Genomic DNA, 25156 nt, shown 5'->3' on the forward strand with positions numbered 1-25156 from the left:
GCTGTTGCCGAACCTTGCGCGCAACCCGACCCGCTCGGGCGACCTGCGCCAGAAGCCGATGAACGAAATCCGAGACCGAATTCGCAGCAAGTAATGGTTAGGGGTTACCGGCCGGAAAGAACGATCGGTCGAACCGGATTGATCGGCCCTGGAGGGACGACAGCCTCTCGTTCGGCCTGCTCGGGCGACTTGCGCCAGAAGCCGACGATCGAAATCCGCGACAGCACCGCGACCTCGAACGTCTCGACATGGCCGCGGAGCCCCAGCGCGTGTTTCTCGACGAGATGCCAGGACGCGACGGCGACGCCGAAGGCGAGCGGCAGGCTGATCAGGATGTTGAGATACCAGTGCTGAACCGGCGGGCCGAACGCGGCAACGCACTGCTGGATGACGAACCCATAGAGGTAGAGCCCGTAGGAGTAATCGCCTGACGATACGATCCAGCTCCGCCGGGGATTCATCAGGCCGAGATAGCACGCGGCATAAGCGGCCGGCACCGGAGCCAGCGCATCGCCGCGACCCGTGGCCATCCCGGCGGCGCACAGCAACAGCGCGACCAGGAACGCCGTGCGGTTGAATGGCACCTTGTCGCGCCAGAGATAGAAGCCGACACCGGCAAGGAAGCAGAACACCAGAAGATGCGGGCGAAGCTGGATCGGCACCTCCTCCCAGCGGTAGACGTCGTAGCTCACCAGCGCGACCTGAACGATCACCAGGAACACGAGGTACGTCACCCTGTTGAAGCAGATCGTGGTCACCGCGAGCAGCGCCAGGATCACGTAGCACCACAATTCATACGGCACCGTCCAGAGCTGGGCATTCACCACGTCCGGCATCGGATTGTGCAGGAAGACGCCCGGCAGCTCGTAATGGATGTCGCCGACCATGTTGAGAAAATAGGCGTGGAATTTCGGGTCGGCGACGTACTGCGCCAACGGCAGTTCGGTGAAGACCGAGCCGATGATGACCGCCGACAGCGTCGTCTCGACCGCGAGCGCGGGCCCGATCCGAAGCACGCGCAGGCCGAGGAAGGAAATCAGGCTCCTGCACCGCTGCAGGCTCGCCGTCACCAGGAAGCCGCTCAACGCGAAGAACAGCGCGAGGATCATCGCGATCAAGATGCGGAACGAACCCAGGATTTCCAGCGCCCGGCCAAGCCCGAGCGTGACGTTCAGGCTGTGCAGGCAGATGATCGATACCGCCAGCGCGATCCGCATGTAGTCGAAACCCGCGGGCCGATTGCGCGAAAGCGCCAGCTGATCAGCCAGGCTGGGCATCGATGTGGTCCCGAAGACATGCATCTTGGGAAAATACCGGGGAACAGTTGAAGGTCGTGTAAACGGGTGGCCGCCGCAATTGCAGCGACGCGCAACGGCAGCCCTGGCGGCTTGCCACGGCCACCGCGGCAAGCATCGGTTAAGGTTATCGGTCGGCTAGCGCGATCCGCTAAATTGGATCGATCGGCAAGGCGCTCGCAATTTTCCCGCGTCCGCGTGCGGCCGACGCCGATGCATGTTGGCCTTGGGGCCAATAGCCGGCGCGGCACCTGATGCCCCAAAAGGGCTGGCCGGCGTTATCGCCATTCGGCGACCGGTGATTTCGATCGCGGCTCAACCGCCGCAGGAGAACCGCCGCCATGAACATCAAAACAACAGCCATCGCGCTGCTCGCGATGATCGTGGCCCAGCAGGCGCGCGCCGCAATGCTCACCGACGCCGAGGCGACGTTCCTCGACCAGCTCGCCACCGCGGCCGCGGTGCTCGAACAACGATGCACCGGCTATGAAGCCAATGGTGCCGGCGGCGTTCAGCTCGGCGCCACGCTTCTCGGCAGCCCTGACGCCGCCATGGCCATGATCGGCGCCTTTGACGCGGCCATCAAGGCCAACGATGGCAACGACTACGACCCGCGCAAATTCCGTCCCGAGGTGTCCGAAGCGGCCGGCAAGACCTTCAAGCGAGTCCGGGCGGAGTTGATAGCGGACCCCGAACGGGCCTGCGCCGCCTATGGCGATGCCAGCGCGGCGCGCGGCCTGGTGAGACGGTACTAGAACCGCGGGATATCCGGAAAGGCCAGCTTGCCGGCGTGGACATGGACGCGGCCGAGTTCGGCGCAGCGATGCAGGGTGGGAAACACCTTGCCGGGGTTGAGCAGGCCCTGGGCATCGAAGGCGCATTTCAGCCGCTGCTGCTGGTTGAGGTCGATCTCGGTGAACATTTCCGGCATCAGGTCGCGCTTCTCGATGCCGACGCCATGCTCGCCGGTGAGCACGCCACCGAGCTCGACGCAGCAACGCAGGATGTCGGCGCCGAACGCCTCCGCCTTCTCGATCTCGCCCGGCTTGTTGGCATCGTAGAGGATCAGGGGGTGCAGATTGCCGTCGCCGGCGTGGAACACATTGGCGACGCCGAGGCCATATTTCTCCGAGAGCTCCCGAATTCGCGCCAAGGCCTTCGGCAACGCGCCGCGCGGGATGGTGCCGTCCATGCAGAGATAGTCTGGCGAGATCCGACCGACCGCCGGGAATGCCGCCTTGCGGCCTGCCCAGAACAGATTGCGCTCGGCCTCCGAGGTCGAGATCTGGCAGGAGGTCGAGCCGCAGCCTTGCGCGATCGCCTCGACCCGCTTGATCAGCTCGTCGACCTCGACCTGGGGCCCGTCGAGCTCGATGATCAGAAGCGCCTCGACGTCGAGCGGATAGCCGGCGTGGACGAAGGCTTCCGCGGCGTGGATCGCAGGCTTGTCCATCATCTCCATGCCGCCGGGGATGATGCCGGCGCCGATGATGGCGGCCACGCATTCGCCGGCCGCCTCGACCTCGGCGAAGCCGACCATCAGCGCGCGGGCCGTTTCGGGCTTCTGCAGGATGCGTACCGTGATCTCGGTGATGACGCCGAGCAGCCCCTCCGAGCCGGTGATGATGCCCATCAGATCGTAGCCGGCATTCTCGGCCGATTTGCCGCCGATGCGCAGGATCTCGCCCGACATCAGCACGATCTCGCAGCCCAGCACGTTGTTGGTGGTCATGCCGTATTTCAGGCAGTGCACGCCACCGGAATTCTCCGCGACATTGCCGCCGATCGAGCAGGCGATCTGCGACGACGGATCGGGCGCGTAATAGAAGCCGGCATGGGCGACCGCCTGGCTGATCGCAAGGTTGGTGACGCCGGGCTCGGTGACAACAACGCGGTTATCGAAGTCAATCTCGCGAATGCGCTTGAACTTGCCGAGTCCGAGCAGCACGCCATCGGCGAGCGGCAACGCGCCGCCGGATAGCGAGGTGCCGGAGCCGCGCGGCACCACCTTGATGCCCTGCGCTTGGCAATATTTGAGGACCTTCGCGACCTGCTCGGTGGTATCGGGCAGCACCACGACCATCGGCGGCTGCCGATAGGCGGTCAGGCCGTCGGACTCATAGGCCAGCATTTCGGCGGCACTGTCGATCACGCCCTCCCCCGGAACGATGGCGCGCAACGCGGCGACGATTTCGGCGCGGCGGGCAAGGACGGCCTGATCGGCCGCCGGCATCATGATGGACATCGCTGTTCCCTCGGAGCGCTCTGCGCTTCGTCGATTTGTTACGACAAATCAATCGGGTCTGCACCTGTTTCAGTCACCCTGTTTCAGTCACCCGGCCGAAGGTCGGATTGCCCCGTCCCGCAAGGACGAGTTCTCTCTCGGACAAGCGGGCGGCCATGAAACCTGTCAAAGTTTCGTGGCTTGTCCTGTCCAAGCCGGACATGCCACAAACCAAACACTCCCCCTCGGGACGAAACGAAGAGAACCCCATGAACCTAAAGACCTTGAGCGCGCTGGCGGTCGTCACATCGCTGGCCACCGCATCCTCCGCGCTGGCGCAGGATGCCGCCGCCGGCAAGACCTCGTTCAACAAATGCCTCGCCTGCCACGCGATCGGCGAAGGCGCCAAGAACAAGGTCGGCCCCGAGCTCAACGGCCTCGACGGCCGCCACTCCGGCTCCGCGCCGGACTACAATTATTCCGATGCCAACAAGAATTCCGGCATCACCTGGAACAAGGATCAGTTCCTCGAATACATCAAGGACCCGAAGGCCAAGATCCCCGGCACCAAGATGGCATTCGCCGGCATCAAGAACGAGACCGAGGCCAACAATCTGTGGGCCTACGTGTCGTCGTTCGACAAGGACGGCAAGCAGAAGTAATCGGCGGTATCGGACGTCGTCCGCCCTGTGCAAATGCCAGGGCGGACGGGGATGGCTTTCTGACTTGAGCTGCCGCCGCGATCAGCGCGGCAACAGATTGGTTTTTGCGAGATCGACCACCTCGTCGCCGCGGCCGCTCATCACGGCGCGCAGCACCCACAGGCTGAAGCCCTTCACCTGCTCCAGCGTGATGGTTGGCGGCATCGACAATTCCTGCGTCGCGGTCACGACATCGAGCACCGCCGGGCCGTCATGCGCGAGCACGCCGCGGATCGCACCCTCGAGTTCGCCGGGATCCTCCACCCTGACGCCGTGAATGCCCATGGCGCGGGCCATCGCCGCGAAATCCGGGTTCTTCAGGTCGACGCCGGTCTCGATGAAGCCGGCGGCTTTCATCTCCAGCGCGACGAAGCCGAGCACGCTGTTGTTGAAGATCACGACCTTCACCGGCAGCTTCGCCTGCGTCAGCGTGATCAAATCGCCCATCAGCATCGCAAAGCCGCCGTCGCCGGACATCGACACCACCTGCCGCCCCGGCTGCGCCGCCTGCGCGCCGATCGCATGCGCCATGGCGTTGGCCATCGAGCCGTGCACCCAGGAGCCGACCAGCCGGCGGCGGCCATTCATCTTCAGATAACGCGCGGCCCAGATCGTCGGCGTGCCGACGTCGGCGGTGAACACCGCATCCTCGGTCGCCTGCTCGCTGAGCAGGCGCGCCAGGTATTGCGGATGGATCGGCTTCTGCCCCGGTCTGCCGCGGGCAAGATCGTCGAGGCCGGCGCGGGCGTCCTTGTAATGCGCGAGGCTGGCGTCGAGAAACTTGCGCTCAGTCTTGACCGTGAGCTTCGGCAACAGCGCGGCGATGGTCTCGCCGACGTCGCCGACGATGCCGAGATCGAGCTTGCAACGGCGGCCGAGATTTTCCGGGCGGAGATCGACCTGGGCGATGCTGATGCCGGTCGGGAAGAACTGCTTGTAGGGAAAGTCGGTGCCCAGCATCAGCAGCACGTCGCAGCCATGCATAGCGGCATAGCCGGAGGAGAAGCCGATGAAGCCGGTCATGCCGACATCGTAGGGATTGTCGTATTCGACATATTCCTTGCCGCCGAGCGCATGCACGATCGGGCTCTTCAGCGTCTCGGCGAGCTTGAGCAGGCCATCATGCGCGCCGGCGCAGCCGCGACCGCAGAACAGCGTGACGCGCTTCGCGCCATTGAGCAGTGCGGCCAGCGCGTTCAATTCGGCTTCGGCCGGGCGCACCACCGGCACGGGCGGCAGCAGGCCCGCATTCGGCGCAATGTCGCGCTTCGGCGCCGGCCGCATCGCGACGTCGCCCGGCAGCACCAACACCGCCACGCCGCGCTTGCCTACCGCGGCGCGGATCGCGTTCTCGAGCATGTAGGGCAGCTGCGCCGGATCCGACACCAGCTCGCAATAATGGCTGCATTCGCGGAACAGGTCCTGCGGATGGGTCTCCTGGAAATAGCCGCCGCCGATTTCAGCGGAGGGGATCTGGGCCGCGATCGCCAGCACCGGCGTGCGGCTGCGATGCGCGTCGAACAGGCCGTTGATGAGATGCAGATTACCCGGGCCGCAGGAGCCCGCGCATACCGCAAGGTCGCCCGTGATCTGGGATTCGGCGGCGGCGGCGAAGGCCGCGACCTCCTCATGGCGCACATGCAGCCAGTCGATCGTGCCGCGTTTGCGCAACGCCTCGGTCAAGCCGTTGAGACTGTCGCCGACGACACCGTAGATGCGCTTCACGCTGGCCTGGGCAAGGGTTTCAGCGATGAGGTCGGCGATGTTGTCGATCCGCATGAGGCTTGTCCTTTGGGTGAGATCTATCGGGCCGCGCAGCCGCATGATGTTCGGCAGGATGCGACTGCGCAAGCCTCACCGGATCACAGATTCGCGGGCGCAATCCTGTCCGCTGTTGCTGCCGATTGGACCAACCGGTCAGCCGTCGCCTCGATCTCGGACACCACAAGATCGGGCGCGGCATATTGCACCATGTGGCCGACACCGGGCAGCACGATGAGCTTGGCGTTCGGCGCCGTTGCTGCAAGCGGCCGCGAATGAATGCCGGTCGAGACCGTCTTGTCGACGTCGCCCGCAATGATCGTGACCGGCGCCTTGATCTCCGCATAGCGCGGCGCCTGCTCGACCACGGCGGCCTTCAGCGTGACGAGGTCCCGCGCATTGGCGATGAACTCGTGCGGACGCAGCAGGAGCAACGTCTCGCTGTCGCGGACGAAATCGTCCGGCATCGGCTGCGGCGCGAACACGCCGCGCACGCCAGATGTCGTGACGAGATAACCGAGCGGCAAGGTGATCGTGTGCGCCAGCAACGGCCCGATCAGCGGCGTCGAGATCACATCATTGTAGCGGCCGGCACCGCCGCGCCAGGGATAGGCGACGGGGGCGAGCAGCACGAGGCCCGCGACGCGGTCCGGATGATCCAGCGCGATGCGCAGGGCGAGCGCGCCGGCCCAGGAATGCGCCACAACGATCGCCTGGTCGATGCCGAGCCTGGACAGTGCCTCCACGATCATCCGGCCCTGGGTCGCCGGCGTCGAATCCGCGACACGCGCGCGCGTGCTCCAGCCATGGCCCGGCCGGTCGATCAGGATCACCCGGCGCGTTTTCGCAATGCGGTCGCCGAGCGGCCGCATCGCGCACAGGTTGGAGCTTGCGCCATGCAGCAGCACGATCGGCGGCCCCGCTGCATCGCGCGGGCCGAGTTCGACCTCATGCAGCCGCCCGCCGGCCACATCGACCATGCGGCCCCGAGGCGGAAGGGCCCCCTGAATGAGGATGACGCCGATTTGCGTCGCCAGGGCCAACGCGAGCCCGGCGGCCGCCAGCGCAATGATTGCGGTCAACATCGAGGGGATCCGAAAGGTCTTGGGTATTTGAAGTGTCTTGGGCACCTGAAAATTACGACGAAGCCGAAGCCTGGTTTCGCGTCGATTTGCCCCCTGCCCGGGCATGCTCTTGTTCGGAAAGCCAATTGTCGATTTCCGGCTCGCGCCGGGGCGCGGAGTTGTCCACAATGCCCCCAGCCTGTGGATAGCGGGTTCATCCCACCGTCATTAGTAATTCCATAGATTGCCGGTGGCAATTTCGCCATCAGAGGCGAGGCTTCATCGAAACCGGGACGCACCCGGGATGCCTCTTGGCTTGTGCACTGAATCCACAGGAACCTGCGTCCGCACGACGAGTTCAACGGGAAGTAATCGGAGGAGTACCATGATTTCCGACCCTAGCGATGCGGCCATCGATCAGATCGTGGCGAGCTGCAATGGCGACCTGCGCGGCGCCCTGAAGGCACTGTTGCTCGTGAATGAGCACCTGGAGGCGGAGCTTCAGCAATTCTATGCTGCCGTGGCCGAGGACTGCGCGTCACGCGGCAAGTTCCTGCACTAGCCTGCCCTCCTGCGCCGGGCCATATCGCGAGCAAGCATCAAGCTCGCGAGCAATGTGCCCATTCGCGGCCATCGGCCCGCGATCGCGATCAATCGCACGCAATCAATTGAAGGCGATCAGATGTCGCGGCCTTCGACCTTCTCGGTCAGCTGCTTGACGATCTGCGGCACCTTCTCGAGGTAGGGATCGACCGCCAGCGCCTTGCGGAAGGCGTCCAGCGCGCGCTTGTCGTCGCCCATGTCCTGCATGATCATGCCGACACCGGCCAGCGCGCCGAAATGCCGGGGCTCGCGGGTCAAGACCTGCTGCAGGTCTCCCAGCGAACGGACGTAGTCGTTCTTGAGATAGTAGATCGTCGCGCGCCGGTTCCAGGCCTCGACATAGTCGGGCCGCAGCTTGATCACCGCGTCCAGAAGCTTCAGCGCCACATCGATATTCTGGGCATCCAGCGCAGCCTTGGCGCGCACCATCAGCAGCGTCGCGGTATCGCTCGGGGTTTGCAGCCACAGCGCCCAGATCCGCGCCTCGACGTGGCGGGCGCTGTCCTCATCGGGCGCGGCCTTCAGCGCGCCGAACAGGAAATCCAGCCCGCGGGTACGGTCGGCCGGAACCTTCGGCAGCTTGGTCGGGGCTTCCGGCAGTTTCTTCTGGGCCTTCGGCGGCGGGATCACCCGCGGATCGTCCTGCGCGGCGGCCGCGACAGACATGCCCAGAAGTGCCGCGATCACGATCGCCAGCCGGCGGTGGGTAGGCCCAAGGAAGTTGAATCCCATGACCCGAAGTCTAGACGCACAAAGCCGCGCTGCAAAGCAGCACGGCGTCAAAGACCTGTGAAAGCGATGTGTTGGGATCGGCGCAATCAGCCGATCCGCGCCGGATCAACCCTGGCGCGCCTTGAAGCGGCGCTGGACCTTGTTGATCACGTAGACACGGCCCTTGCGGCGGACCAGACGGTTGTTGCGATGGCGGCCGCGCAGCGACTTCAGCGAGTTACGGACCTTCATGGGACAATCCTGTTACTTCGAAAGGCCCGTGTTGGAGGCCGTACCTGATCAATGCCAATCGTCGGCAAAAGCCAATAGTTGGCGAAATGGGATTATCCCGACAAGCGGCCTACCGCGCGGGACGGCCGGGTTCTAAGCCATCGGACCGTTAAATGTCAACCGAGATGGGCCGATTTTCGGCCATATCGCGGCCTGGAACCGGTGCCGGTCATCCCGCCACGCCATTGAGATCGCATCGGAAACGCCGACCGTCGCGATATCAACGCCAACGCCCGGTCGCGCCGCCGCGCCCTGATGGTGGCTTCCTGGCCGGCGAATCGTGCTCGTGCGCCGGGCTGGCGCCCACCCAAGGACGACTTCGCGGCCAACCGGGCTCTCACCGCCACCACCTTTGATCAACTCAGACGGCTTGCGAAAATTGTTATATCATATAATTATTTTCCATCACCACCAAACACGCCGCCGGGGAAGCCGAATGCCCAAGCTCAAACTGCCCGACATCGAAAAGGTCACAGCGATCGACATCCACACCCACGCCGAGGAGCCGTGCGGGATGCATGGCGACGACGGCTATGACGATTTCCAGGCGCAGATGGCCGACTATTTCAAGTCGCCGCACAAGCATCCGCCGACCGTGCCGGAGACCGCGGCCTACTACCGCGCCAAGAACATCGCCGCGGTGATCTTCCCGGTCGATGCCGAACGCGAGACCGGTTTCCGCCGCTACAAGAATGAGGAGATGCTGGAGATCGCCTCCGACCATCTCGACGTGCTGATCCCGTTCGTCTCGATCGACCCGCACAAGGGCAAGCTCGGCGTCCGCGAGGCGCGCAGGCTGATCGAGGAATACGGCGTCCGCGGCTTCAAATTCCATCCGACCATGCAGGGCTTCTACGCCAACGACCGCATGGCCTATCCGCTCTATGAGGCGATCAACGAGGGCGGCGCGATCGCGCTGTTCCACACCGGCCAGACCGGCGTCGGCTCGGGCATGCCGGGCGGCATGGGGATGCGGCTGAAATACTCCAACCCGATGTACATGGACGACGTCGCGGCCGATTTTCCCGACCTCAAGATCATCCTCGCGCATCCCTCCTTCCCCTGGCAGGAAGAGGCGCTGTCGGTCGCGACCCACAAGCCGAACGTCTATATCGACCTGTCCGGCTGGTCGCCGAAATATTTCCCGCCGATCCTGGTGCGCTACATCAACTCGATCCTGCAGGACAAGATGCTGTTCGGCTCGGACTGGCCTGTCATCACGCCGGACCGCTGGCTCGCCGACTTCGCAAAACTCGACATCCGCGAGGAGATCCGCCCCAAGGTCCTGAAGGCGAACGCGCGCAAGATTTTGGGGATTTAGAGCATGATCCGGAAAAGCGCGAAGCGGTTTTCCCTCGCGACAAACGCGGAACGCGTTTGCGCGGAGATCATGCTCAAATAAGGAGATGAGATCATGATGCGATTCCGTGGAAGCGCATCATGATTTAAGGGAGTATCATCGGCCGCACGCTTGCGGGGCGGCCGATGAACAACCGGGCCGGACTTGCCATCCTCCTCGCCGTGCTCCTGGTCGGGAGCGCGGGCGGCAGGCCTGCGGCAGCGGCCGAAGCACCTTCCGTGCTGGTCGAGTTCGAAAGCCCGCTCAACAACGCGCAACCGCTGCAGGGCCTGTTACGCCGGCCGGAGCGACCAGGCCTCCTGCCCGCGGTGGTGTTGCTGCACGGCTGCAGCGGGCAGTGGCGGGAACTCGACGAGCGTTGGGGCAAACGGCTCGCGGCCTGGGGCTATGTCACGCTTACCGTGGACCGGTTCGGTCCGCGCGGCATCAGCAACACCTGCACCGGCGATGCCCCGGCCGCAACAGTTCACGACGCCTACCGCGCGCTGAGCTTCCTGAGCCGGCAATCCCTGGTCGATCCGACACGCATTGCCGTGATCGGCTTTTCGCAAGGCGGATGGCTCGCACTGCTCTCGGTCGAGCGCGGCGCGATCGAGGTCAACGCAACGGAAAAATTCCGCGCCGCCGTCGCCTTCTATCCGCGCTGCCTCGGCATCAAGGGCAACATGACCGTGCCGACCCTGATCATGGTCGGCGAACTCGACGACTGGACGCCCGCGAAAGAGTGCCGGAACCTGGCGGAAGGCCGCGACGATGACGGCATCTCCCGGCAGCAGGGCCTTGGCTATCCGATCGAGCTGATCGTCTATCCCGGCGCCCATCACGATTTTGACGAGCCGCAATATCGCATACCGGGGCGGCTGCTCGGTCATCACCTCGAATTCAACGAGCAGGTCCGCGATCAGTCCATCGACGCTCTCAGGAAATTCCTGTATGCGACCATTGGCGGGCAAGAGAAAACTCAATGAGCATCAAAGCAATCGTCTTCGACGCCTATGGCACGCTCTACGACGTCCAGTCGGTGGCCGAAATCACCGAGGATGCATTCCCCGGCTATGGCGACATCATCACCCAGGTCTGGCGCATCAAGCAGCTTGAATACTCCTGGCTGCGCACGCTGATGCGGCGCTACCAGGATTTCGCCACAGCGACCCGCGATTCCCTCACCTACACGCTGCGCTGCCTCGGCCTGCAATATGACGAAGCGACCTTTGCGCGCATCATCGACAAGTATCAGCATCTTGCGCTGTATCCGGATGCCGTCGCCGCGCTCGAGGCGATGAAGGACAAGAAGCTCGCGATCCTCTCCAACGGCAGCCCTGACATGCTGAATGCGCTGGTGCGCAATTCCGGCCTCGACCGCCTGCTCGATGCGACCATCAGCGTAGATGCCCACAAGGTGTTCAAGCCGGCGCCCGAGGCCTACACGCTGATCGAGGAGGCGCTGAACGTGCCGCCCGCGGAGGTCCTGTTCATCTCCTCCAATCCGTGGGACGCCTGCGGCGCCAAGGCGTTTGGACTGAATGTCGCCTGGATCGAGCGGGTCACGCCGGAGGCGATGGCGCTGGCCTGCGTCGAGAGCGAGACGGTCGCCCCATTGACGATGTTCAAGGCCCTGCGTACCCAGATGGACGAGCTCGGCGTGGTGCCCGATCACCGGATCCACGGCCTGTCCGAACTTCCTGCCCTGGTGTCTGCAAGGTCCTGAACGTCATGAGTCTCGAGTCCGTCCGCGCCTTCTTCGCCGAGAAGGCGCCCGAAATCTCCGTGATCGAATCCGCTGTGAGCTCCGCGACCGTCGCGCTGGCGGCGGAGGCCTATGGCGTCGAGCCGGCGCGGATCGCCAAGACGCTGAGCCTGCGGGTCGGCGATCGCGTGGTGCTGATCGTCGCTGCCGGGACGTCGCGGATGGACAACAAGAAGGTGAAGGCGGCGTTCGGCGGCAAGCCGAAGATGCTCGGCCTCGACGAGGTCGCCGACATCACCGGCCACGAGGTCGGCGGCGTCTGCCCGTTCGGGCTGAAGACACCGCTGCCGGTGTATTGCGATGTGTCGTTGAAGGCATTCGACATCGTGGTGCCGGCCGCGGGCTCGACCCATAGCGCGGTGCGCATCACGCCGGAGCGGATGGCCGAGCTGACCGCGGCCGAATGGGTCGACGTCTGCGAAGTCAGGTCTCAGGTAGAAGTTAGTCCGTAGGATTTTTGTTCTGACGCGTTTTCTTCATGCGAACCGGCATCCACTTCGCTTGAAAACGCTCTAATCCTCATCATCATCGGGCCGCGGCGGCGCAACCGGGGCCGGCTGCATCTGCGGCGGCGCGTGCGGTCGCTGTTGCATCTGCGGCTGAGGTACGCGTCCCTGGGTTTGCGCCTGTTGTTGCGCATTCGACTCGAACACCGCACGGCAGGAACTGCCAAGCAGTGCCGTGTTCTGCCGCAGGCAGGCGACGATCCGATTGGTGTCGGGAATTTGATCGCTGCATAGCCGCATCACGTCGGGCGTGCACGCCATCTGCTGTTCCCATGTTCCGCGATACTCCTGCGACAACGCAGGCGCCGCGGCGCCAAGGCCGCCGATCGCGATCGCTAAGCTCAGGACAATTCGCTCCGTCTGCATGCCCGTGCCTTTATTCAATGAGTTCGATTGCATCTGCGCACGCGGGTTCCGCGCGACGACTTGCTTCAAAAATGGCAAATGAATGCGGCCAAGGATCGTTCGTGCAGACAACTAAATGTGAAAGCGAATGAAACCGAGTTCCTTATTCGACTTCGCCGATCTTCTTCACAGCGCCGATCAAGCGCGCGCTGTCGTCTGCAACAAATTTTGAAAACTCCGGTGCGTCCGGATAAGCGACCGGACGCCCGCGGTGTCCAAGGCCCTGATCATCTCCGGCGCCTTCCGCAGCGCCGTCGCGGTCGACCTGGTCTCGTCGCGCCTTAGCGCCGACGCGCCGCCTTGCGCGTCTTTCCAAACGAGCGCTTCTTCGCCGCGCCGCGCTTGGTTGCGGTCTTTTTGCTGGCGGCTGCGCGGCGGACCGGGGCGGGCGCTGCCGGACGCTTGCGCGCCGCGGCCTTCTTGACCGCCTTCCTGGCCGAACTCTTGGCTGCTTTCTTCGCCGCCTTCTTCGCGGCCTGCGGGCGCGCGCGCCGTGCCGTCGACACACTCCGGCGACGTGCGCCGCCTCCGCCGATCGGAACGATGTGGTCGTCGGCATCGAGCGTGAGCTGCTGGAGCTGATATGCCGGCAGGAAGCTCGGATCGTTGTAGAGCTTGCTCAAACTGCCCTGATCGAACTTGCCGCCCTGCCCGCGATCCTCACCTGCGCCGGCCCGCCAGGCCGCTTCCCAAACCCGAGCCAGGGTCTTGGCGCCGTCCTGCATGCAGGCCGCCGTGGCATCCTTCAGCTTCGACCACAGCACGTCGACCTGGCCGCTCCCCATATGCGAGTTGAACAGATTGACGATCGTCATCGGCGGCAGCCGCTTCACGGTGCGCTGCATCAGCGCGACCACGGCGACCGCAGCGTCGCGGCCGGTCGGCGTGCCGCCCGCAGCGATCTCCGCGACGTCGCTGGTGCGGGCGTCGGGGATCATCTTGATGAGATCCTTGCCGTGGCGGCCGATCATCGTGGTCTCGTACACGCTGTGCACCTTGGCGTGCGACTTGTCGTTCGGATCGAGACCATGGTGGAATTGGGAGATGTGCAGCGGCTGGCAGGCATCGCCGATGTAGTGCGCGACGATTCCCGCGGCACAGACGAATTCCAGCTTCTTGTTGGCGGCAGCATATTCGACCATCTCGTCGAAGATCTGCCAGACCCGGAACGGCAACGCGCCGCGCCTGTCCTCGCCGATCCCTTCGTAGTAGTCGTTCCAGACTTTTGGATCGACGTTGCGCGTGGACTCGGCGCACAGATCCAGCAGCGTCTTTGCCGTCCTTGCCCGGCTTGTCCATGTCGGCGAAATGGTTGCTCTCGTCGGTGTGCCGGGTGAAGCGCCAGACCAGATCGGCGACGTCCGCCAGGGGCGCGAATGCGCCGCGCTGATATGGCTTGAGGTCTTGGAGCAGCTTGTCGTCGAGGCCGATATTGTCGGAATTGGCGTCCATCATGGCCGAGAGCTTGGGCAGCTTCGCATCGATCAGGCCGGTCGCGTAGGCGCCGATCTTGACGTGCCCCCATTCACCCCAATACTCGGTGTGGCCGGCGTTCCAGTCGCCGATCAGCTCGACATCGAGCTCGCGGCACAGCGTCGCCATGCAGATGCCGAGCGCGACCTGCATCGGAATCTTGCCGCCCGATCCGAACAATTCCTGGCCGCCCCATTCCAGCGCGAGGGGACTGAGGATGCGCGCGCCGCCAGCGTTCTTCTTCGCATCCGGATCGTCGAGAAACCAGACCGTGCCGGAATCGCCGGGATAGTTGTTGAGCGGCGTGTCGCTGTCGCGAGGACCGATCACGAAATCGCTGACATATTCCATGCCGCCGACGGTCTTGTAGCGATAGAAAAGTCCGATGATCTTGCCCTTCATCAATCCGCTGGTCGCACCGAACGCGATCAGCGGCTGGTTGATGATCTCGAGGCGGAAGGTGCCGACATTGAGATCGACGACGTCGCCGACCTGGCCGACACCGTAGACCTGCGCGGTCCATCCCTTGACGTCGTCGACGCGGATCAATCCGGCATCGAGATTGGCCACCACGCGCGCGCCGGGCCAGCCGGGATAGACGTCGCTGAAGGCGCGCTTGCCGAGTTGCAGCGCATCGCTGACGCCGAGACGACGCTCCGTGTTCTTGAAGCCCGCGAAGATCTCGCGTCCGGCTGCGCCGACCACGTGGCGGTTGGAGAGTGCAAACACGGTCTCGCCATTGGTGACGAGACAGCCGATCGAGCCGCGATGGATCTTGCCCTGGATCATGGTCTGGACCGGAAAGCCGCCGCCGACCAGATCGCTCTTGAACACCGGCGGATCGACGACGCCGGGGCTTTCCTCATTCGGATCGACCTTGACGACGCAGGTGGGCACGACGCGCCCGTCAGGTAGATACAGGAACGGAGGCACCAGCTGGTCCTGCTTCTCCGGATGGTTCTTCAAATCGGAGCGCTTCATCCAGTCCCGCACGAAGACGAGGATACAGGGCCACGACCAGTCCTTGACCGACGAATTGAACAGCGTGCGTGGTCCGAGCGCCTGCGGCTTGGAATGATGCCGCCGTTCTGTCGCGTTGCGGTCGTTGTCCCGGATCAGATAGCGGCCGATCGCCGTGGCGTAGACCGATTGCAGATGGGCCAGATGCACGTGATAGGCCTCGCGGGCATCGAGCAGATCCTTCACCGACAACGACGTGAAATCGTGCTTGGTCAGATCAATCATCTGGTTCCTCCGAAAATGCGCTTGGCGGCAACAGGTTCAGGACACAGAAATAGACGATCGCGGCAGCCCACGATCATGGGTTAGTTCACACAACTTATACAATTTAAAAGGGATGACACGAATGTGACGGGCCGCGCGGCGTTCAGCCTGCGTGTGCGGTGCCGACGACTTCCGGTGAGCGCGGCTCTCTATTTGCGCTGGGCGCGGCCTTTTACTTCCGCTGGCCGCGGCCTTTGGCGAAATGGCTGGCGAGGAAATCCGCCAGCACCTCGACGCGAGCGGGCCGCGGGCCGCCGGGCGGCGTGACGAGATGCACGGCGCCCTCCGGCTGCTTCCAGCCTTTCAGGATCACCTCGACCTCGCCGCGGGCGATCGCGTCGCCGACGATGAAGTCGGGCAGATCGGCGATGCCGAGACCGGCGAGCAGCGCGGGCATCACGGCCTCGCCATTGTTGACGCGCAACTGGCCGGCGGGACGCACGCTCGCCTGCTCCCCTGACGCGTTGGTGTAGTGCCAGACGCCCTGGGTCGAGAGATAGGCGTAGCCGAAGCATTTGTGCTCGGCGAGATGCATCGGATGGGTCGGCTGGCCGTGGCGCTTCAAATAGGACGGCGCCGCCACCGTGTAGCGCGGCATGCCGCACAGCCGCCGCGCTATCAGCGAGGAATCCGGCAGCCGCGCGATGCGCAGGCCGGCATCAAAGCCTTCGCCGATCAGATCGACGGTGGCGTCGCTCAGATGCAGATCGATCGCGACCTCCGGATAGGCCTCCATGAATTCCGGCAGCAGCGGCGCCACGGTCTTGATGCCGAAGCTCATCGGCACGGCGAGCCGCACCAGGCCGCGCGGCGTGGTCGATTGCGCCAGCGCCTCGTTCTCGGCCGCCTCGCCATCGGCCAGCAGCCGCGCGGCGCGCTCCGATAATTTCTGGCCGGCATCGGTCAGCGCCAGCCGCCGCGAGGTGCGGTTGAACAGCCGTGCGCCGAGCCGCTCCTCCAGGCGACTGACCGCCTTCGAGACCGTCGCCTTGGACAGCGAGAGCTCGGTCGCGGCCGCCGCAAACGACCGTAATTCCACGACTTTTGCGAAGATCGCAAGCGCCTCGAAGTCCGGCAGTTTCGACATGGCATCTGTCCCGATCACTCAATTTGGAAACAATGAGTTTCAATAGTTTCTATTTCTATACCACAGCCGGAGGCATATCCAAGGGTCAACGAGATCGAAACCAACCTATCAAACGGAGCACCACATGATCGAACTCAGACCATTCGCAGAGCTTGGCGGCGCCGACCACGGCTGGCTCAAGGCCAAGCACCACTTCTCGTTCGCGAGCTACTACGATCCCGCCAATGTCAGCCACGGCGCGCTGCGCGTGTGGAACGACGACGAGATCGCGCCGAACTCCGGCTTCCCGGCGCATCCGCACGCCAACATGGAGATCATCACCTATGTTCGCGAAGGCGCGATCACGCACCAGGACTCGCTCGGCAACAAGGGACGCACTGAGGCCGGCGACGTGCAGGTGATGAGCGCCGGCAGCGGCATCCGCCACTCGGAGTACAATCTGGAGCCGTCCAAGACCAAGATCTTCCAGATCTGGATCGAGCCGACGACGAAGGGCGGTCACCCAACCTGGGGCTCGAAGCCATTCCCGAAGGCGGACCGCTCGGGCAAGCTCGTCACCATCGCCTCCGGCATCGACGGCGACAACGACGCGCTGCCGATCCGCGCCGATGCGCGGGTGCTCGCCACCACGCTGAAGGCCGGCGAGAGCGCGGAATACGCCGCCGACAAGGCCCGTCACCTCTATCTGGTGCCGGCGGCCGGCAGCATCGAGGTCAACGGCGTGCGCGTCAATGCGCGCGACGGCGCCGCGATCCGCGATGAGGCCAAGCTGAAGATCACCGCGCTCGAGGATGTCGAGCTCGTGCTGGTCGACGCGGCCTGATCACCACTCACCCTGCATGCGCGGACCGACGTCCGCGCATGCCCCTCCCCCCGAAATCATCTTCCCCCGCAAAACCCAAAGGAGGCCATCATGGCCAAGGTTCTCGTTCTCTATTACTCCGCCTACGGTCACATCGAAGCGATGGCGAATGCCGTTGCGGAAGGCGCGCGCGAAGCCGGCGCCACCGTCGACATCAAGCGCGTGCCCGAGCTCGTGCCGGCCGAAGTCGCCAAAGCCTCGTACTACAAGCTCGACCAGCCCGCGCCGGTCGCAGAGATCAACGACCTCGCCAACTACGACGCGATCATCGTCGGCACAGGCACCCGGTTCGGCCGCATGGCCTCGCAGATGGCCAACTTCCTCGACCAGGCGGGCGGGCTCTGGGCCCGGGGCGCGCTGAACGGAAAGGTCGGCGGCGCCTTCACCTCGAGCGCCACCCAGCATGGCGGCCAGGAGACCACGCTGTTCTCGATCATCACCAACCTGCTGCATTTCGGCATGACGGTGATCGGACTGAACTACGGTTTTGCAGGACAGATGAAGCTCGACGAAGTCACCGGCGGCGCGCCCTACGGCGCCACCACGATCACCGGCGGCGACGGCAGCCGCCAGCCCAGCGAGAACGAGCTCGCCGGCGCCCGCTATCAGGGCCGCGCGATCGCGGAAGCCGCCAGAAAACTGCACGGCTAAACTGCGCGGCTGGGCTCCACGTCCGGCTCGATACGTGCGCGATAGGGCGGCACTCGGTGACGATTGCCGCCCTCGCTACTGCAACGGTTTCCGAGGTCATCGGGACCATTTTCGTGATATGCCGCAAGGCTCCTTGTCGGCGCAGCCCTGAGGTTTGCCATGACCAACGCACCGAAGACCCGCTGGCCGGAACTGCCGACCGCGGCGTGGCGCGACAGCTGCGCCACGCTTCAGCTCTTCACCCAAATCGCCGGCAAGATCCGGCTGGCGAAGTCGCCCTGGCTTAATCACTCCTGGCACGTCACGCTCTATGTCACGGCGCGCGGACTGACGACCTCGCCGATCCCGGATGGCGACCGCACGTTCCAGATCGACTTCGATTTCATCGATCATTTGCTGCGCATCTCGACCAGCGACGGCACCGAGCGGCAATTCGCGCTGGCCGGACAATCGGTCGCGAGCTTCTACGCGGCGATCATGGCGAACCTGCGCGAGCTCGGCGTCGACGTCGTCATCGACGAAACGCCGAACGAAATCCCCGACCCGATCCGGTTTTCGCAGGACACGCAACATGCCGCCTACGATGCGGACGCTGTGCGCCGCTTTCACCAGATCCTCGTGAACTGCGACCGCGTATTCAAGCAATTCCGGACCGGCTTTCTCGGCAAGGCGAGCCCGGTGCATTTTTTCTGGGGCAGCTTCGATCTCGCCGTGACGCGTTTCTCGGGCAGGACGGCACCGCGGCACCCCGGCGGCGTGCCGCATTTGCCCGATGAGGTGGCGCACGAAGCCTATTCGCACGAGGTCAGCAGCGCCGGCTTCTGGCCGGGCGGCGGCGCGATCGATTATCCCGCATTCTATTCCTATGCTTATCCGGAACCCGCGGGCTATCGCAGCACGCCGGTGCGACCTGATGCTGCATTCTTCAGCGAGGCGCTCGGCGAATTCATCCTGCCCTACGACGCCGTGCGAATGGCTGCGGACCCGGACAAGGCGCTGCTCGAGTTCCTGCAATCAAGCTATGAGGCAGCGGCCATCAATGCGAACTGGGACCGTGCTGCTCTGGAGTGCGCACCGGGCCAGCCGGGCGTGGTCAGAGGGGTCTAACGCCGGCGCGCCGTACAAACGGCTCAGTCATCTTCGCGCGAGGGGGGCGACTTGCCGAGCGCCAGCTTCAGCCGCGCGGTGAGCTCCGGATAGCGACGCAGCGCCAGCAGGGCGCGATCGCGCAGCGCGTGGGGTTGTCCGCGCCAGCTCAAGGGTGCGCCGAGATCGACCAGCGGCGTACGCTGCGGTCCGAACCGCCGCTTGTAGCTGTAATTGCCGATCGAGAAATCGAACTCCCGCACACCATCCTTGTGCAGCGCTGCGATTGTGCGATCGATGATCAACCGGCCCGGCGAACAGGCCGACCATTTCTCGCCCGCATTGCTGATGCGGATCATGACGTAGCGCGAGCCGGTGCGGATGCCGAGCAGCGTCGCCACCACTTCGTCGTGGGTTACAAGTGCGGTCATCACGGCATAGCCGCGACTGGTGCCTTCGCGCACGAGATCGCGATAGAAGGCGGTGCAGTCCGCATTGTCGAGTACGTAATTGAGTCCAAGACCATTCAGCCGCGCGCCCTGCTGCATTTCCGTGGTGGACAGAAGGTCGAGTGCCTCGCCGGTATCTGTGGCGACCCTGAACGCCGCGGACGGCTCGCGCGTGAACACGCGCCAGCTCCGCCCCAATTCCTTGCGGACCTTGCGGTCCAACTCGTAGCGCCAGGCATTGTGGTCGTCGCCGATGGTCAAGAGATTGCCGTTGACGACCGATGGTCCGACGCCATCGAGCAGCGCCAGCGGGTTGGGTCGCGTCGCGAGCTTGACCGGCATCTTGCGAAACCGGATGAGATCGGCCCCGCCGTGCGCCTTGCGCAGCGCGGCCTGCAAATCCCGCCAGAACTGCCATGCGGCGACGTCGTCGCGCGGCGCGGCGGGGCCGAGGATCGGCGCGTTGAAATCGGTAAGGTTGAGGTCGGCGAATTCGACGATGCGCAGGCTGCCTTGCCGGTGACAGATCAGCGGCAGCAGCGCCGCCCGCTCACCGGTCGCGGCATCGCTGACAAGGGCGATCAGCGGCTCGACGCCGTCGGTCGACGCGAAGGCGCGGTACCATGATGCATACCATTGCGGATGCTGGAACGCCGTGAGCGGCTCGAAAGTCCCCCAGCGGGCAGCCGCCTGCGCCCAATCGGAATCCAATTCGACGCGATAGCCGACCGCATAGGCGCCGACCCGCGCCCCGAATTTCTCAACCGCTGTCGTCAAGACCGTCATTCCAGCACCTGCTGCCGGCAAGCTCGCTTACGCCGCTTCCAACGCCGCCTTGGGCGAGTCCTTGGGCAGGTCGACGATCTTGCCGAGATCGCTCTCGTCGAGGCGGAAGTCGATCGTGCGCCGCACCGCGCGTTCGCGCTTCACCCACTTGCCGTCGCGTAGCAGCTTCTGCATCACCTGCTTGGCGAAGAAGGTCGGGCCGCGGATGCTGCGGCTGCGCGGCGTGTAGCCGAAGCGATGACGCAACATGCCGTTGGCGAGATGCAGGATCTGGGCGCGGCGGATGTCGTCGTTGACATTGGAGATCGTCATCGAGATGTTGACGGTATCGAGGTTCTCGACACGGTGCGGCGCATTGAGCGGCCAGTTCAGCATCTGGCCCGGTTCGAGATCGATCACCTGTGCATGCCAGTCGTACCAGGGCTCGTAGGGGATATCGACCTCGACGTCGAACAGCGCGATGTTCTCGAGGTGCTCCGGCCGGATGAACGGCTGCGTGCTGGGATAGATGTAGACCCGCTTGCGGCCGGCGATCTGGACCAGGCCCTGCCCCGGCAGATCGGCGTGGTAGTAGACCTGCGCATCAGGCGACGAGATGAGGATACCGGCCTGATGGGTCGGCGCATCGAAGCCGGGAACCTTGGCCGCGATCTCGCCGAACATCCGCTCGATCATGTCGCGGTAGCGGCGATCGATCGCGGTGACGTTGCGCAGGTTCAGCCACAGGCCGCCGCGCGAAATCGCCTCGATCACCTGATGGCCGCGCAGCCTGCCGATCTCGCCCTCGCGCCAGACCCGGCTCGATCCCTTGGCGCCGGTCTTGACCAGGCTGTAATGCTCGCGCGGATAGTGCTCGATCAGCTTGGCGAGATCATCCATCGAAAACGCCGGCTGCTTGTGCATGGTGTGCTCGAGCCGGATCGGCTGATGGCTCCAGAGCCTGGAATGGTCGTCATCCCAATTCGTGAAGATCTTGCCCGTCGTCATGGTCGCGCTCCTGGCTGCGCCGTTTCGCTTCATCCGATGTCCCGTTCCGGGACGAGCCGGCAGCTCTTGAGCAGGGATTGGCAAGAACGGTGCCGTCGCGTATGCGCGCGGGGTTACACAACGCTAATGTCTCGCCGATATGGCTAACCGCGACGTTTCCGGAGCCGGCCGCCGTGGCCGACAGGACTGAATGACTGAACCACCCCGATATCGCGCGCTGTTTCTCGGCGCCGGGCCGCAGATGCACTGCGGCGTCGGGCAATTCACCCGCCTGCTGCAGGAGACGCTCGACAAGATCGAGCCCGGCGCCAGCACGGCGTTAACCCTGACCCAGACCGACGGCACCATCGCCGAGACCTGGCGCGCGGTCGGCAGCGCCGACAGCGTGGTCTGCAACTTCCCGATCGTGGCCTGGAAGCGCGTGATTGCACGCCCGCTGCTCGCGCTGCTGTTTGCCCGGCTGCGGCGCCGCAAGGTTGTCTTGATTCAGCACGAATGGGCCGGCCTCAACGGCATCCGCCGGCTGACCTATATCCCCGCTTTGTGGCTCGCCAACACCATCGTGATGTTCTCGCCGCTGGTGCGCCGCGAACTCGCCGACGATCGCATCATGCGCGGCATGGTGCGGAAATGCGTGCTGGCGCCGCTGCCGCCAAACATCGCCGCGCCCGCCGGCTTTTCGGATTCGATGCTGCTGCAGCGGCTCGTTGCGGCACGCAGCAAAGGCCAGCTCATCGTCGGGCATTTCGGCTCGATCTATCCCGGCAAGCAGCCGAACGGGCTACTTGAGATCGGCGCGATCCTGAAGCAGCGGGGCCTGGAGCCCTTGATCGTCTATGTCGGCTCCTTCATCCGCGGCACCGACAACATCGAGCAGAAGTTCTATGCCCGCGTCGCCGAGCTGGGGCTGAAGGGCGACGTGATCGTTTCCGGCTATGTCGCGTCCGATCACGAGGTGTTCGGCCTGCTCGGTGAGATCGACGTGTTCTGCTACTCGCTCGCCGAGGGCCTGACCGCGCGACGCTCCAGCATCCTCGCCTGCGTGCAGTCCGGCCGGCCCCTGATCGTCACCGGCCCGGCGCTGCCGGACGAATTCGACCATCATCCACGCTTCAAGGAATTGATCGATCGCGGCGCCATCCTGCTGGTGCCGCGCGACGCCGACAGTGCGGCCTATGCCAACCGGATCGTCACGGCGCTGAAGCGGCCGACCGTGCCCGTGCCGTTCGATTTCGACGCCTGGTGGACGGACGTTGCCAACGCGGTCCGCGCACAGCTCTAGATCTCGCCGCGCATCCGGAACCGGGCCAGATAATGCAGCCCGAATACAGCGATCAGGAACGTCACCCAGATCGTGTCGGCGCGATCCAGGAAGAAGCTCTCCATCGACGACAGATAAAGCCCGAACAGCCAGATGCGCAGGAACAGCATCGTCAGCGGGGCATCATTGCCGCCGCCATCGGCAGCCTGGAAGTCGCGCAACGGCTTGACGACAACAGCCGCGATCAGCAGCACGAGACCCGGCAGACCGGTCCCCAGCGCGGTATCGAGATAGCCATTGTGGCTGTGCGAGGCGTAGCCCGCCCACTCCTTGCCTTCCTGCAGGTTCTGGATCGCGCTGGTGCCCCAGAACGACTCGAAGCCGTAGCCGGTCCATAGCCGCTGATGCAGCGATTCGAGGGCGAAGGCCCAGATGTCGGCGCGGCCGGTGAACGACGTGTCGATCGGCATCCGGTCGGCGATCGCGGCGAGCGTATCGCTCATCACGGTGCCGACGCTGAACAGATTGAGCAGCAGCAGCGGCGTCAGCAGCAGCAGCGCGCGGCCCCAAAGCGAGCGGATCATCGGCATCAGCGCGGTCAGCATCAGCACGGCGGCACAGAGCACGATCGCGCTCTTGCCGGCGGTGAAGAACAGGAACACCGCGGCGAGGGTGGTCACGGCGATGCCCGACAGCCAGCCGCCGGCCCGCATCAGATAGATGCCAAGGAAGATCAGCATCGCCATCATCGCGGCCGCGACGTTCTTGTGGCCGAACGCGCCGCGCCAGTTGCCGGCAAGCGCCGGTTCCTGCGGATCGGTGGCCTGGTGGATCGACAGATGCGGCGCCAGGAAGACGCCGAGGTAACACGTCACGAGCAGGACCAGCGCGGCTATGCCGAACCAGCGCATCAATTCGCCCTGCGATTTCGGCAACAGCAGCAGCGTCGCGGTCACCACGATGACGAACACCGACAGCGCCAGGCGGCGCAGCGAGGTGGCGGGATCAGACGACAGCACGACGGTGACGCAGATCCAGCCGACGAACAGCAGGAAGGCCGGCGTCAGCAGCGACTTCAGCGCCGGCAGATTGTCGCGCAAGGTCAGCGCCAGCATCGCGACCATCAGCACGCCGAACAGCGCGTAAAGCACCGCATCCTTGCCGGTGACCACGTCGCCGACATAGAAGCCGCTCAGATCCGCGAACGGCCGCAGCGAAATCCAGACCAGCAGGAGGATGCCGACAAAGAATGCGCCGCGGACGATGTCCATCACCGGCCGGCGCGCAATGTCGGCGATCAACGCCCGGCTTTCCGCGGTGACGGACAACTCACTCACGACGCGATCTTGGAGGCCGCATAGGGCTGCGGCTCGATGCCGAGCACGGCAAGCGCGCTGCCGACCGCGACCACCATCGGATGCATCGCAATCACCGCCTGTTGCTCGCGCAGCACGATGCGCGTGAAGCGATACAGCGAGAACGGCACCAAGCCGAACATCTTGGCCTTGACCGCCGCGCGCGACCACATTGTCTGCGCCGCCTTGCGCTCGATGTGATAGTTGATCGCGCCGATCCGCAATCCGCGCCGCACGATCCAGCCGAGATTGGTCCGGGTCGAGGGAACGGTCTCGCTGATGGCGGCGTCCGTGACCCAGAAGAAGCGAAAGCCGGCGCGGCGCGCCCGCGCGAAGAAATCGTGGTCGCCGCCGCCGAGGAAGTTGAAACGCAGGTCAAAGGCGGGCTGCCCGAGCTTGTCGAACACCGCGCGCCGGATCAGGCAGTTGCCGCAGCCATAGATCACCGGGACCGGACCGCTGGCGTGATAGGCCGGCGCAAACGCTGGATGGCGCTTGAGGCCGCCCTTGTGCTTGTCGTCGAAATTCGGCCACACGGGGCCGCCGACGATCTCGGCGCCGGAACTCTCGGCCGCCTGCAGCATCCGCTCCAGCCAATCGGGCGAGGCAACCTCGTCGTCGTCGATCATCAGGAAGTTCTGCGCGTTCGGAAACGTCTCGAGCGCGGTCTCGAATGCCGCGTTGATCGCCTGGCAATTGCCCTGCCGCGGCTCGACGATGCAGACACCGCGAAGCTTGCCGGAATTGAGGAACTCGGCTGCGACCGGCGCGCTCTCGCACCGCGCGGCATCGTTCTCGACCACGACGATCGCAAAGCTGCGCTCGGTGCGCTGCGCCACAATGGACTCCAGCGTCAGCCGCAGGTGCTTCGGCCTCCGGAAGCTCGGGATGCAGACGACGGTCTCAATGGAGCAATCCAGCGCGGGCGAGGTGGTGACCCAGGCGCGGTCCGCTACAGCAAGCTCAGTCGACATCTCCATGCCCTCCTGGCAATCGCGATCCGCACGAAGCACCGTCCCGGCACGGATCGGAATGGGACATGGCCGTCCCAAAGTGACCGGCGCGGGCAGCGATACGGCCGCGGATCGAACGTTACGGCGACCTCATGGCAAAATCCGCTCCAGGCGAGACCCGCGTTACCGCAACTTCGTCGCAAGGTTAATTTGAAGTCGAACGAAGCGATTCTGCTGGAATGAGCGGCCGCGTG

24 protein-coding genes and 2 pseudogenes are annotated in these 25156 nt (G+C 64.6%); 11 read left to right on the forward strand and 15 right to left on the reverse strand.

Annotated features, from left to right (window positions below; translation table 11 throughout):
* Positions 1-104 precede the first annotated feature (104 nt).
* Positions 105-1277, reverse strand: a complete 1173-nt coding sequence (locus tag ACVIGA_RS13850; protein ID WP_456666809.1) for an acyltransferase family protein — start codon at positions 1275-1277, stop codon at positions 105-107.
* A 359-nt stretch (positions 1278-1636) separates the two neighbouring features.
* Here ACVIGA_RS13850 and ACVIGA_RS13855 point away from each other — a divergent pair, with 359 nt between their 5' ends.
* The gene (locus tag ACVIGA_RS13855) at positions 1637-2050 is read left to right on the forward strand and encodes a hypothetical protein (RefSeq protein WP_456666810.1); all 414 of its coding nucleotides are present in this window, start codon (positions 1637-1639) and stop codon (positions 2048-2050) included.
* On the opposite strand, the gene ACVIGA_RS13860 is transcribed toward ACVIGA_RS13855, so the two are convergent.
* Complete coding sequence (locus ACVIGA_RS13860) at positions 2047-3540, reverse strand: FAD-linked oxidase C-terminal domain-containing protein (protein ID WP_375776968.1); 1494 nt, start codon at positions 3538-3540, stop codon at positions 2047-2049. The two genes, ACVIGA_RS13855 and ACVIGA_RS13860, sit on opposite strands and share 4 nt — an antisense overlap.
* A 248-nt stretch (positions 3541-3788) precedes the next feature.
* Between ACVIGA_RS13860 and cycA the strand changes: the two genes are divergently transcribed.
* On the forward strand, positions 3789-4181 hold the full coding sequence (gene cycA, locus ACVIGA_RS13865) for a cytochrome c-550 CycA (protein WP_456666811.1): 393 nt from the start codon (positions 3789-3791) through the stop codon (positions 4179-4181).
* Between the two features lie 81 nt (positions 4182-4262).
* On the opposite strand, the gene poxB is transcribed toward cycA, so the two are convergent.
* Together poxB and ACVIGA_RS13875 are read right to left on the reverse strand one after the other, a co-directional pair.
* Positions 4263-5999, reverse strand: a complete 1737-nt coding sequence (poxB, locus tag ACVIGA_RS13870) for a ubiquinone-dependent pyruvate dehydrogenase (RefSeq protein WP_456666812.1) — start codon at positions 5997-5999, stop codon at positions 4263-4265.
* Positions 6000-6082: 83 nt separating this feature from the next.
* Positions 6083-7066 (reverse strand): alpha/beta fold hydrolase, encoded by a 984-nt coding sequence (locus ACVIGA_RS13875; protein ID WP_456666813.1) that lies wholly within the window; start codon positions 7064-7066, stop codon positions 6083-6085.
* A 364-nt stretch (positions 7067-7430) separates the two neighbouring features.
* Here ACVIGA_RS13875 and ACVIGA_RS13880 point away from each other — a divergent pair, with 364 nt between their 5' ends.
* Positions 7431-7607, forward strand: a complete 177-nt coding sequence (locus tag ACVIGA_RS13880) for a hypothetical protein (protein ID WP_165126306.1) — start codon at positions 7431-7433, stop codon at positions 7605-7607.
* Between the two features lie 116 nt (positions 7608-7723).
* Here the strand turns inward: ACVIGA_RS13880 and ACVIGA_RS13885 are convergent, their stop codons facing one another.
* Positions 7724-8380, reverse strand: a complete 657-nt coding sequence (locus ACVIGA_RS13885; RefSeq protein WP_456666814.1) for a tetratricopeptide repeat protein — start codon at positions 8378-8380, stop codon at positions 7724-7726.
* A gap of 105 nt (positions 8381-8485) precedes the next feature.
* Positions 8486-8611 (reverse strand): type B 50S ribosomal protein L36, encoded by a 126-nt coding sequence (gene ykgO, locus ACVIGA_RS13890; protein WP_002718645.1) that lies wholly within the window; start codon positions 8609-8611, stop codon positions 8486-8488.
* A 475-nt stretch (positions 8612-9086) separates the two neighbouring features.
* On the opposite strand from ykgO, the gene ACVIGA_RS13895 reads away from it, so the two are divergent.
* The 4 genes from ACVIGA_RS13895 to ACVIGA_RS13910 all read left to right on the forward strand — a co-directional run bounded on the left by ACVIGA_RS13895 (position 9087) and on the right by ACVIGA_RS13910 (position 12209).
* Complete coding sequence (locus ACVIGA_RS13895; RefSeq protein WP_375776972.1) at positions 9087-9971, forward strand: amidohydrolase family protein; 885 nt, start codon at positions 9087-9089, stop codon at positions 9969-9971.
* A 164-nt stretch (positions 9972-10135) separates the two neighbouring features.
* Complete coding sequence (locus ACVIGA_RS13900; RefSeq protein WP_456666815.1) at positions 10136-10978, forward strand: dienelactone hydrolase family protein; 843 nt, start codon at positions 10136-10138, stop codon at positions 10976-10978.
* Positions 10975-11718 carry a haloacid dehalogenase type II gene (locus ACVIGA_RS13905; protein ID WP_456666816.1) on the forward strand — a complete coding sequence of 248 codons (744 nt, stop codon included), beginning with the start codon at positions 10975-10977 and terminating at the stop codon, positions 11716-11718. Before ACVIGA_RS13900 ends, ACVIGA_RS13905 begins: the two co-directional genes overlap by 4 nt.
* Before the next feature lie 5 nt (positions 11719-11723).
* Entirely contained in the window at positions 11724-12209 is a 486-nt protein-coding gene (locus ACVIGA_RS13910) for a YbaK/EbsC family protein (protein ID WP_456666817.1), read from the forward strand.
* A gap of 60 nt (positions 12210-12269) precedes the next feature.
* On the opposite strand, the gene ACVIGA_RS13915 is transcribed toward ACVIGA_RS13910, so the two are convergent.
* The 5 genes and pseudogenes from ACVIGA_RS13915 to ACVIGA_RS13935 all read right to left on the reverse strand — a co-directional run bounded on the left by ACVIGA_RS13915 (position 12270) and on the right by ACVIGA_RS13935 (position 16512).
* A complete protein-coding gene (locus ACVIGA_RS13915; protein ID WP_456666818.1) occupies positions 12270-12662 on the reverse strand; it encodes a hypothetical protein in 393 nt (130 codons plus the stop codon).
* Between the two features lie 109 nt (positions 12663-12771).
* Positions 12772-12875, reverse strand: a pseudogene (locus ACVIGA_RS13920) (tripartite tricarboxylate transporter substrate binding protein); the annotation flags it as partial.
* Positions 12876-12949: 74 nt separating this feature from the next.
* Positions 12950-13843, reverse strand: coding sequence for a hypothetical protein (locus ACVIGA_RS13925; protein ID WP_456671018.1), 894 nt, complete (start codon positions 13841-13843; stop codon positions 12950-12952).
* A 538-nt stretch (positions 13844-14381) separates the two neighbouring features.
* Positions 14382-15386: pseudogene (locus tag ACVIGA_RS13930) on the reverse strand (Nal1-like putative serine protease); the annotation flags it as partial.
* 211 nt (positions 15387-15597) lie between these two features.
* Positions 15598-16512, reverse strand: coding sequence for a LysR family transcriptional regulator (locus tag ACVIGA_RS13935; protein WP_456666819.1), 915 nt, complete (start codon positions 16510-16512; stop codon positions 15598-15600).
* Between the two features lie 124 nt (positions 16513-16636).
* Here ACVIGA_RS13935 and ACVIGA_RS13940 point away from each other — a divergent pair, with 124 nt between their 5' ends.
* The 3 genes from ACVIGA_RS13940 (at position 16637) to ACVIGA_RS13950 (ending at position 19132) form a co-directional block, all read left to right on the forward strand.
* Entirely contained in the window at positions 16637-17335 is a 699-nt protein-coding gene (locus tag ACVIGA_RS13940; protein WP_456666820.1) for a pirin family protein, read from the forward strand.
* Between the two features lie 90 nt (positions 17336-17425).
* Positions 17426-18025, forward strand: coding sequence for an NAD(P)H:quinone oxidoreductase (gene wrbA, locus ACVIGA_RS13945; RefSeq protein ID WP_456666821.1), 600 nt, complete (start codon positions 17426-17428; stop codon positions 18023-18025).
* A 159-nt stretch (positions 18026-18184) separates the two neighbouring features.
* Positions 18185-19132, forward strand: coding sequence for a DUF5996 family protein (locus ACVIGA_RS13950; protein ID WP_456666822.1), 948 nt, complete (start codon positions 18185-18187; stop codon positions 19130-19132).
* 23 nt (positions 19133-19155) lie between these two features.
* Here ACVIGA_RS13950 and ACVIGA_RS13955 read toward each other — a convergent pair whose 3' ends face one another.
* Positions 19156-20346 carry a GNAT family N-acetyltransferase gene (locus tag ACVIGA_RS13955; RefSeq protein ID WP_456666823.1) on the reverse strand — a complete coding sequence of 397 codons (1191 nt, stop codon included), beginning with the start codon at positions 20344-20346 and terminating at the stop codon, positions 19156-19158.
* Positions 20347-20373: 27 nt separating this feature from the next.
* A complete protein-coding gene (locus ACVIGA_RS13960; protein WP_456666824.1) occupies positions 20374-21333 on the reverse strand; it encodes a cupin-like domain-containing protein in 960 nt (319 codons plus the stop codon).
* A gap of 190 nt (positions 21334-21523) precedes the next feature.
* Here ACVIGA_RS13960 and ACVIGA_RS13965 point away from each other — a divergent pair, with 190 nt between their 5' ends.
* Positions 21524-22615: a hypothetical protein gene (locus tag ACVIGA_RS13965; protein ID WP_456666825.1), complete on the forward strand. Its 1092-nt coding sequence runs from the start codon at positions 21524-21526 to the stop codon at positions 22613-22615.
* On the opposite strand, the gene ACVIGA_RS13970 is transcribed toward ACVIGA_RS13965, so the two are convergent.
* Complete coding sequence (locus ACVIGA_RS13970) at positions 22612-23931, reverse strand: O-antigen ligase family protein (protein ID WP_456666826.1); 1320 nt, start codon at positions 23929-23931, stop codon at positions 22612-22614. The genes ACVIGA_RS13965 and ACVIGA_RS13970 overlap by 4 nt on opposite strands.
* On the reverse strand, positions 23928-24923 hold the full coding sequence (locus tag ACVIGA_RS13975) for a glycosyltransferase family 2 protein (RefSeq protein ID WP_456666827.1): 996 nt from the start codon (positions 24921-24923) through the stop codon (positions 23928-23930). Before ACVIGA_RS13975 ends, ACVIGA_RS13970 begins: the two co-directional genes overlap by 4 nt.
* Positions 24924-25156 lie beyond the last annotated feature (233 nt).

It is taken from the genome of Bradyrhizobium sp. USDA 3240 (assembly GCF_054063295.1).

What these genes read in the sequence shown, in the direction of transcription:
- ACVIGA_RS13850 (WP_456666809.1), bottom strand. Translation starts at nt 1,277, where the DNA reads ATGCCCAGCCTGGCTGATCAGCTGGCGCTTTCGCGCAATCGGCCCGCG.
- ACVIGA_RS13855 (WP_456666810.1), top strand. Translation starts at nt 1,637, where the DNA reads ATGAACATCAAAACAACAGCCATCGCGCTGCTCGCGATGATCGTGGCC.
- ACVIGA_RS13860 (WP_375776968.1), bottom strand. Translation starts at nt 3,540, where the DNA reads ATGTCCATCATGATGCCGGCGGCCGATCAGGCCGTCCTTGCCCGCCGC.
- cycA (WP_456666811.1), top strand. Translation starts at nt 3,789, where the DNA reads ATGAACCTAAAGACCTTGAGCGCGCTGGCGGTCGTCACATCGCTGGCC.
- poxB (WP_456666812.1), bottom strand. Translation starts at nt 5,999, where the DNA reads ATGCGGATCGACAACATCGCCGACCTCATCGCTGAAACCCTTGCCCAG.
- ACVIGA_RS13875 (WP_456666813.1), bottom strand. Translation starts at nt 7,066, where the DNA reads ATGTTGACCGCAATCATTGCGCTGGCGGCCGCCGGGCTCGCGTTGGCC.
- ACVIGA_RS13880 (WP_165126306.1), top strand. Translation starts at nt 7,431, where the DNA reads ATGATTTCCGACCCTAGCGATGCGGCCATCGATCAGATCGTGGCGAGC.
- ACVIGA_RS13885 (WP_456666814.1), bottom strand. Translation starts at nt 8,380, where the DNA reads ATGGGATTCAACTTCCTTGGGCCTACCCACCGCCGGCTGGCGATCGTG.
- ykgO (WP_002718645.1), bottom strand. Translation starts at nt 8,611, where the DNA reads ATGAAGGTCCGTAACTCGCTGAAGTCGCTGCGCGGCCGCCATCGCAAC.
- ACVIGA_RS13895 (WP_375776972.1), top strand. Translation starts at nt 9,087, where the DNA reads ATGCCCAAGCTCAAACTGCCCGACATCGAAAAGGTCACAGCGATCGAC.
- ACVIGA_RS13900 (WP_456666815.1), top strand. Translation starts at nt 10,136, where the DNA reads ATGAACAACCGGGCCGGACTTGCCATCCTCCTCGCCGTGCTCCTGGTC.
- ACVIGA_RS13905 (WP_456666816.1), top strand. Translation starts at nt 10,975, where the DNA reads ATGAGCATCAAAGCAATCGTCTTCGACGCCTATGGCACGCTCTACGAC.
- ACVIGA_RS13910 (WP_456666817.1), top strand. Translation starts at nt 11,724, where the DNA reads ATGAGTCTCGAGTCCGTCCGCGCCTTCTTCGCCGAGAAGGCGCCCGAA.
- ACVIGA_RS13915 (WP_456666818.1), bottom strand. Translation starts at nt 12,662, where the DNA reads ATGCAATCGAACTCATTGAATAAAGGCACGGGCATGCAGACGGAGCGA.
- ACVIGA_RS13935 (WP_456666819.1), bottom strand. Translation starts at nt 16,512, where the DNA reads ATGTCGAAACTGCCGGACTTCGAGGCGCTTGCGATCTTCGCAAAAGTC.
- ACVIGA_RS13940 (WP_456666820.1), top strand. Translation starts at nt 16,637, where the DNA reads ATGATCGAACTCAGACCATTCGCAGAGCTTGGCGGCGCCGACCACGGC.
- wrbA (WP_456666821.1), top strand. Translation starts at nt 17,426, where the DNA reads ATGGCCAAGGTTCTCGTTCTCTATTACTCCGCCTACGGTCACATCGAA.
- ACVIGA_RS13950 (WP_456666822.1), top strand. Translation starts at nt 18,185, where the DNA reads ATGACCAACGCACCGAAGACCCGCTGGCCGGAACTGCCGACCGCGGCG.
- ACVIGA_RS13955 (WP_456666823.1), bottom strand. Translation starts at nt 20,346, where the DNA reads ATGACGGTCTTGACGACAGCGGTTGAGAAATTCGGGGCGCGGGTCGGC.
- ACVIGA_RS13960 (WP_456666824.1), bottom strand. Translation starts at nt 21,333, where the DNA reads ATGACGACGGGCAAGATCTTCACGAATTGGGATGACGACCATTCCAGG.
- ACVIGA_RS13965 (WP_456666825.1), top strand. Translation starts at nt 21,524, where the DNA reads ATGACTGAACCACCCCGATATCGCGCGCTGTTTCTCGGCGCCGGGCCG.
- ACVIGA_RS13975 (WP_456666827.1), bottom strand. Translation starts at nt 24,923, where the DNA reads ATGTCGACTGAGCTTGCTGTAGCGGACCGCGCCTGGGTCACCACCTCG.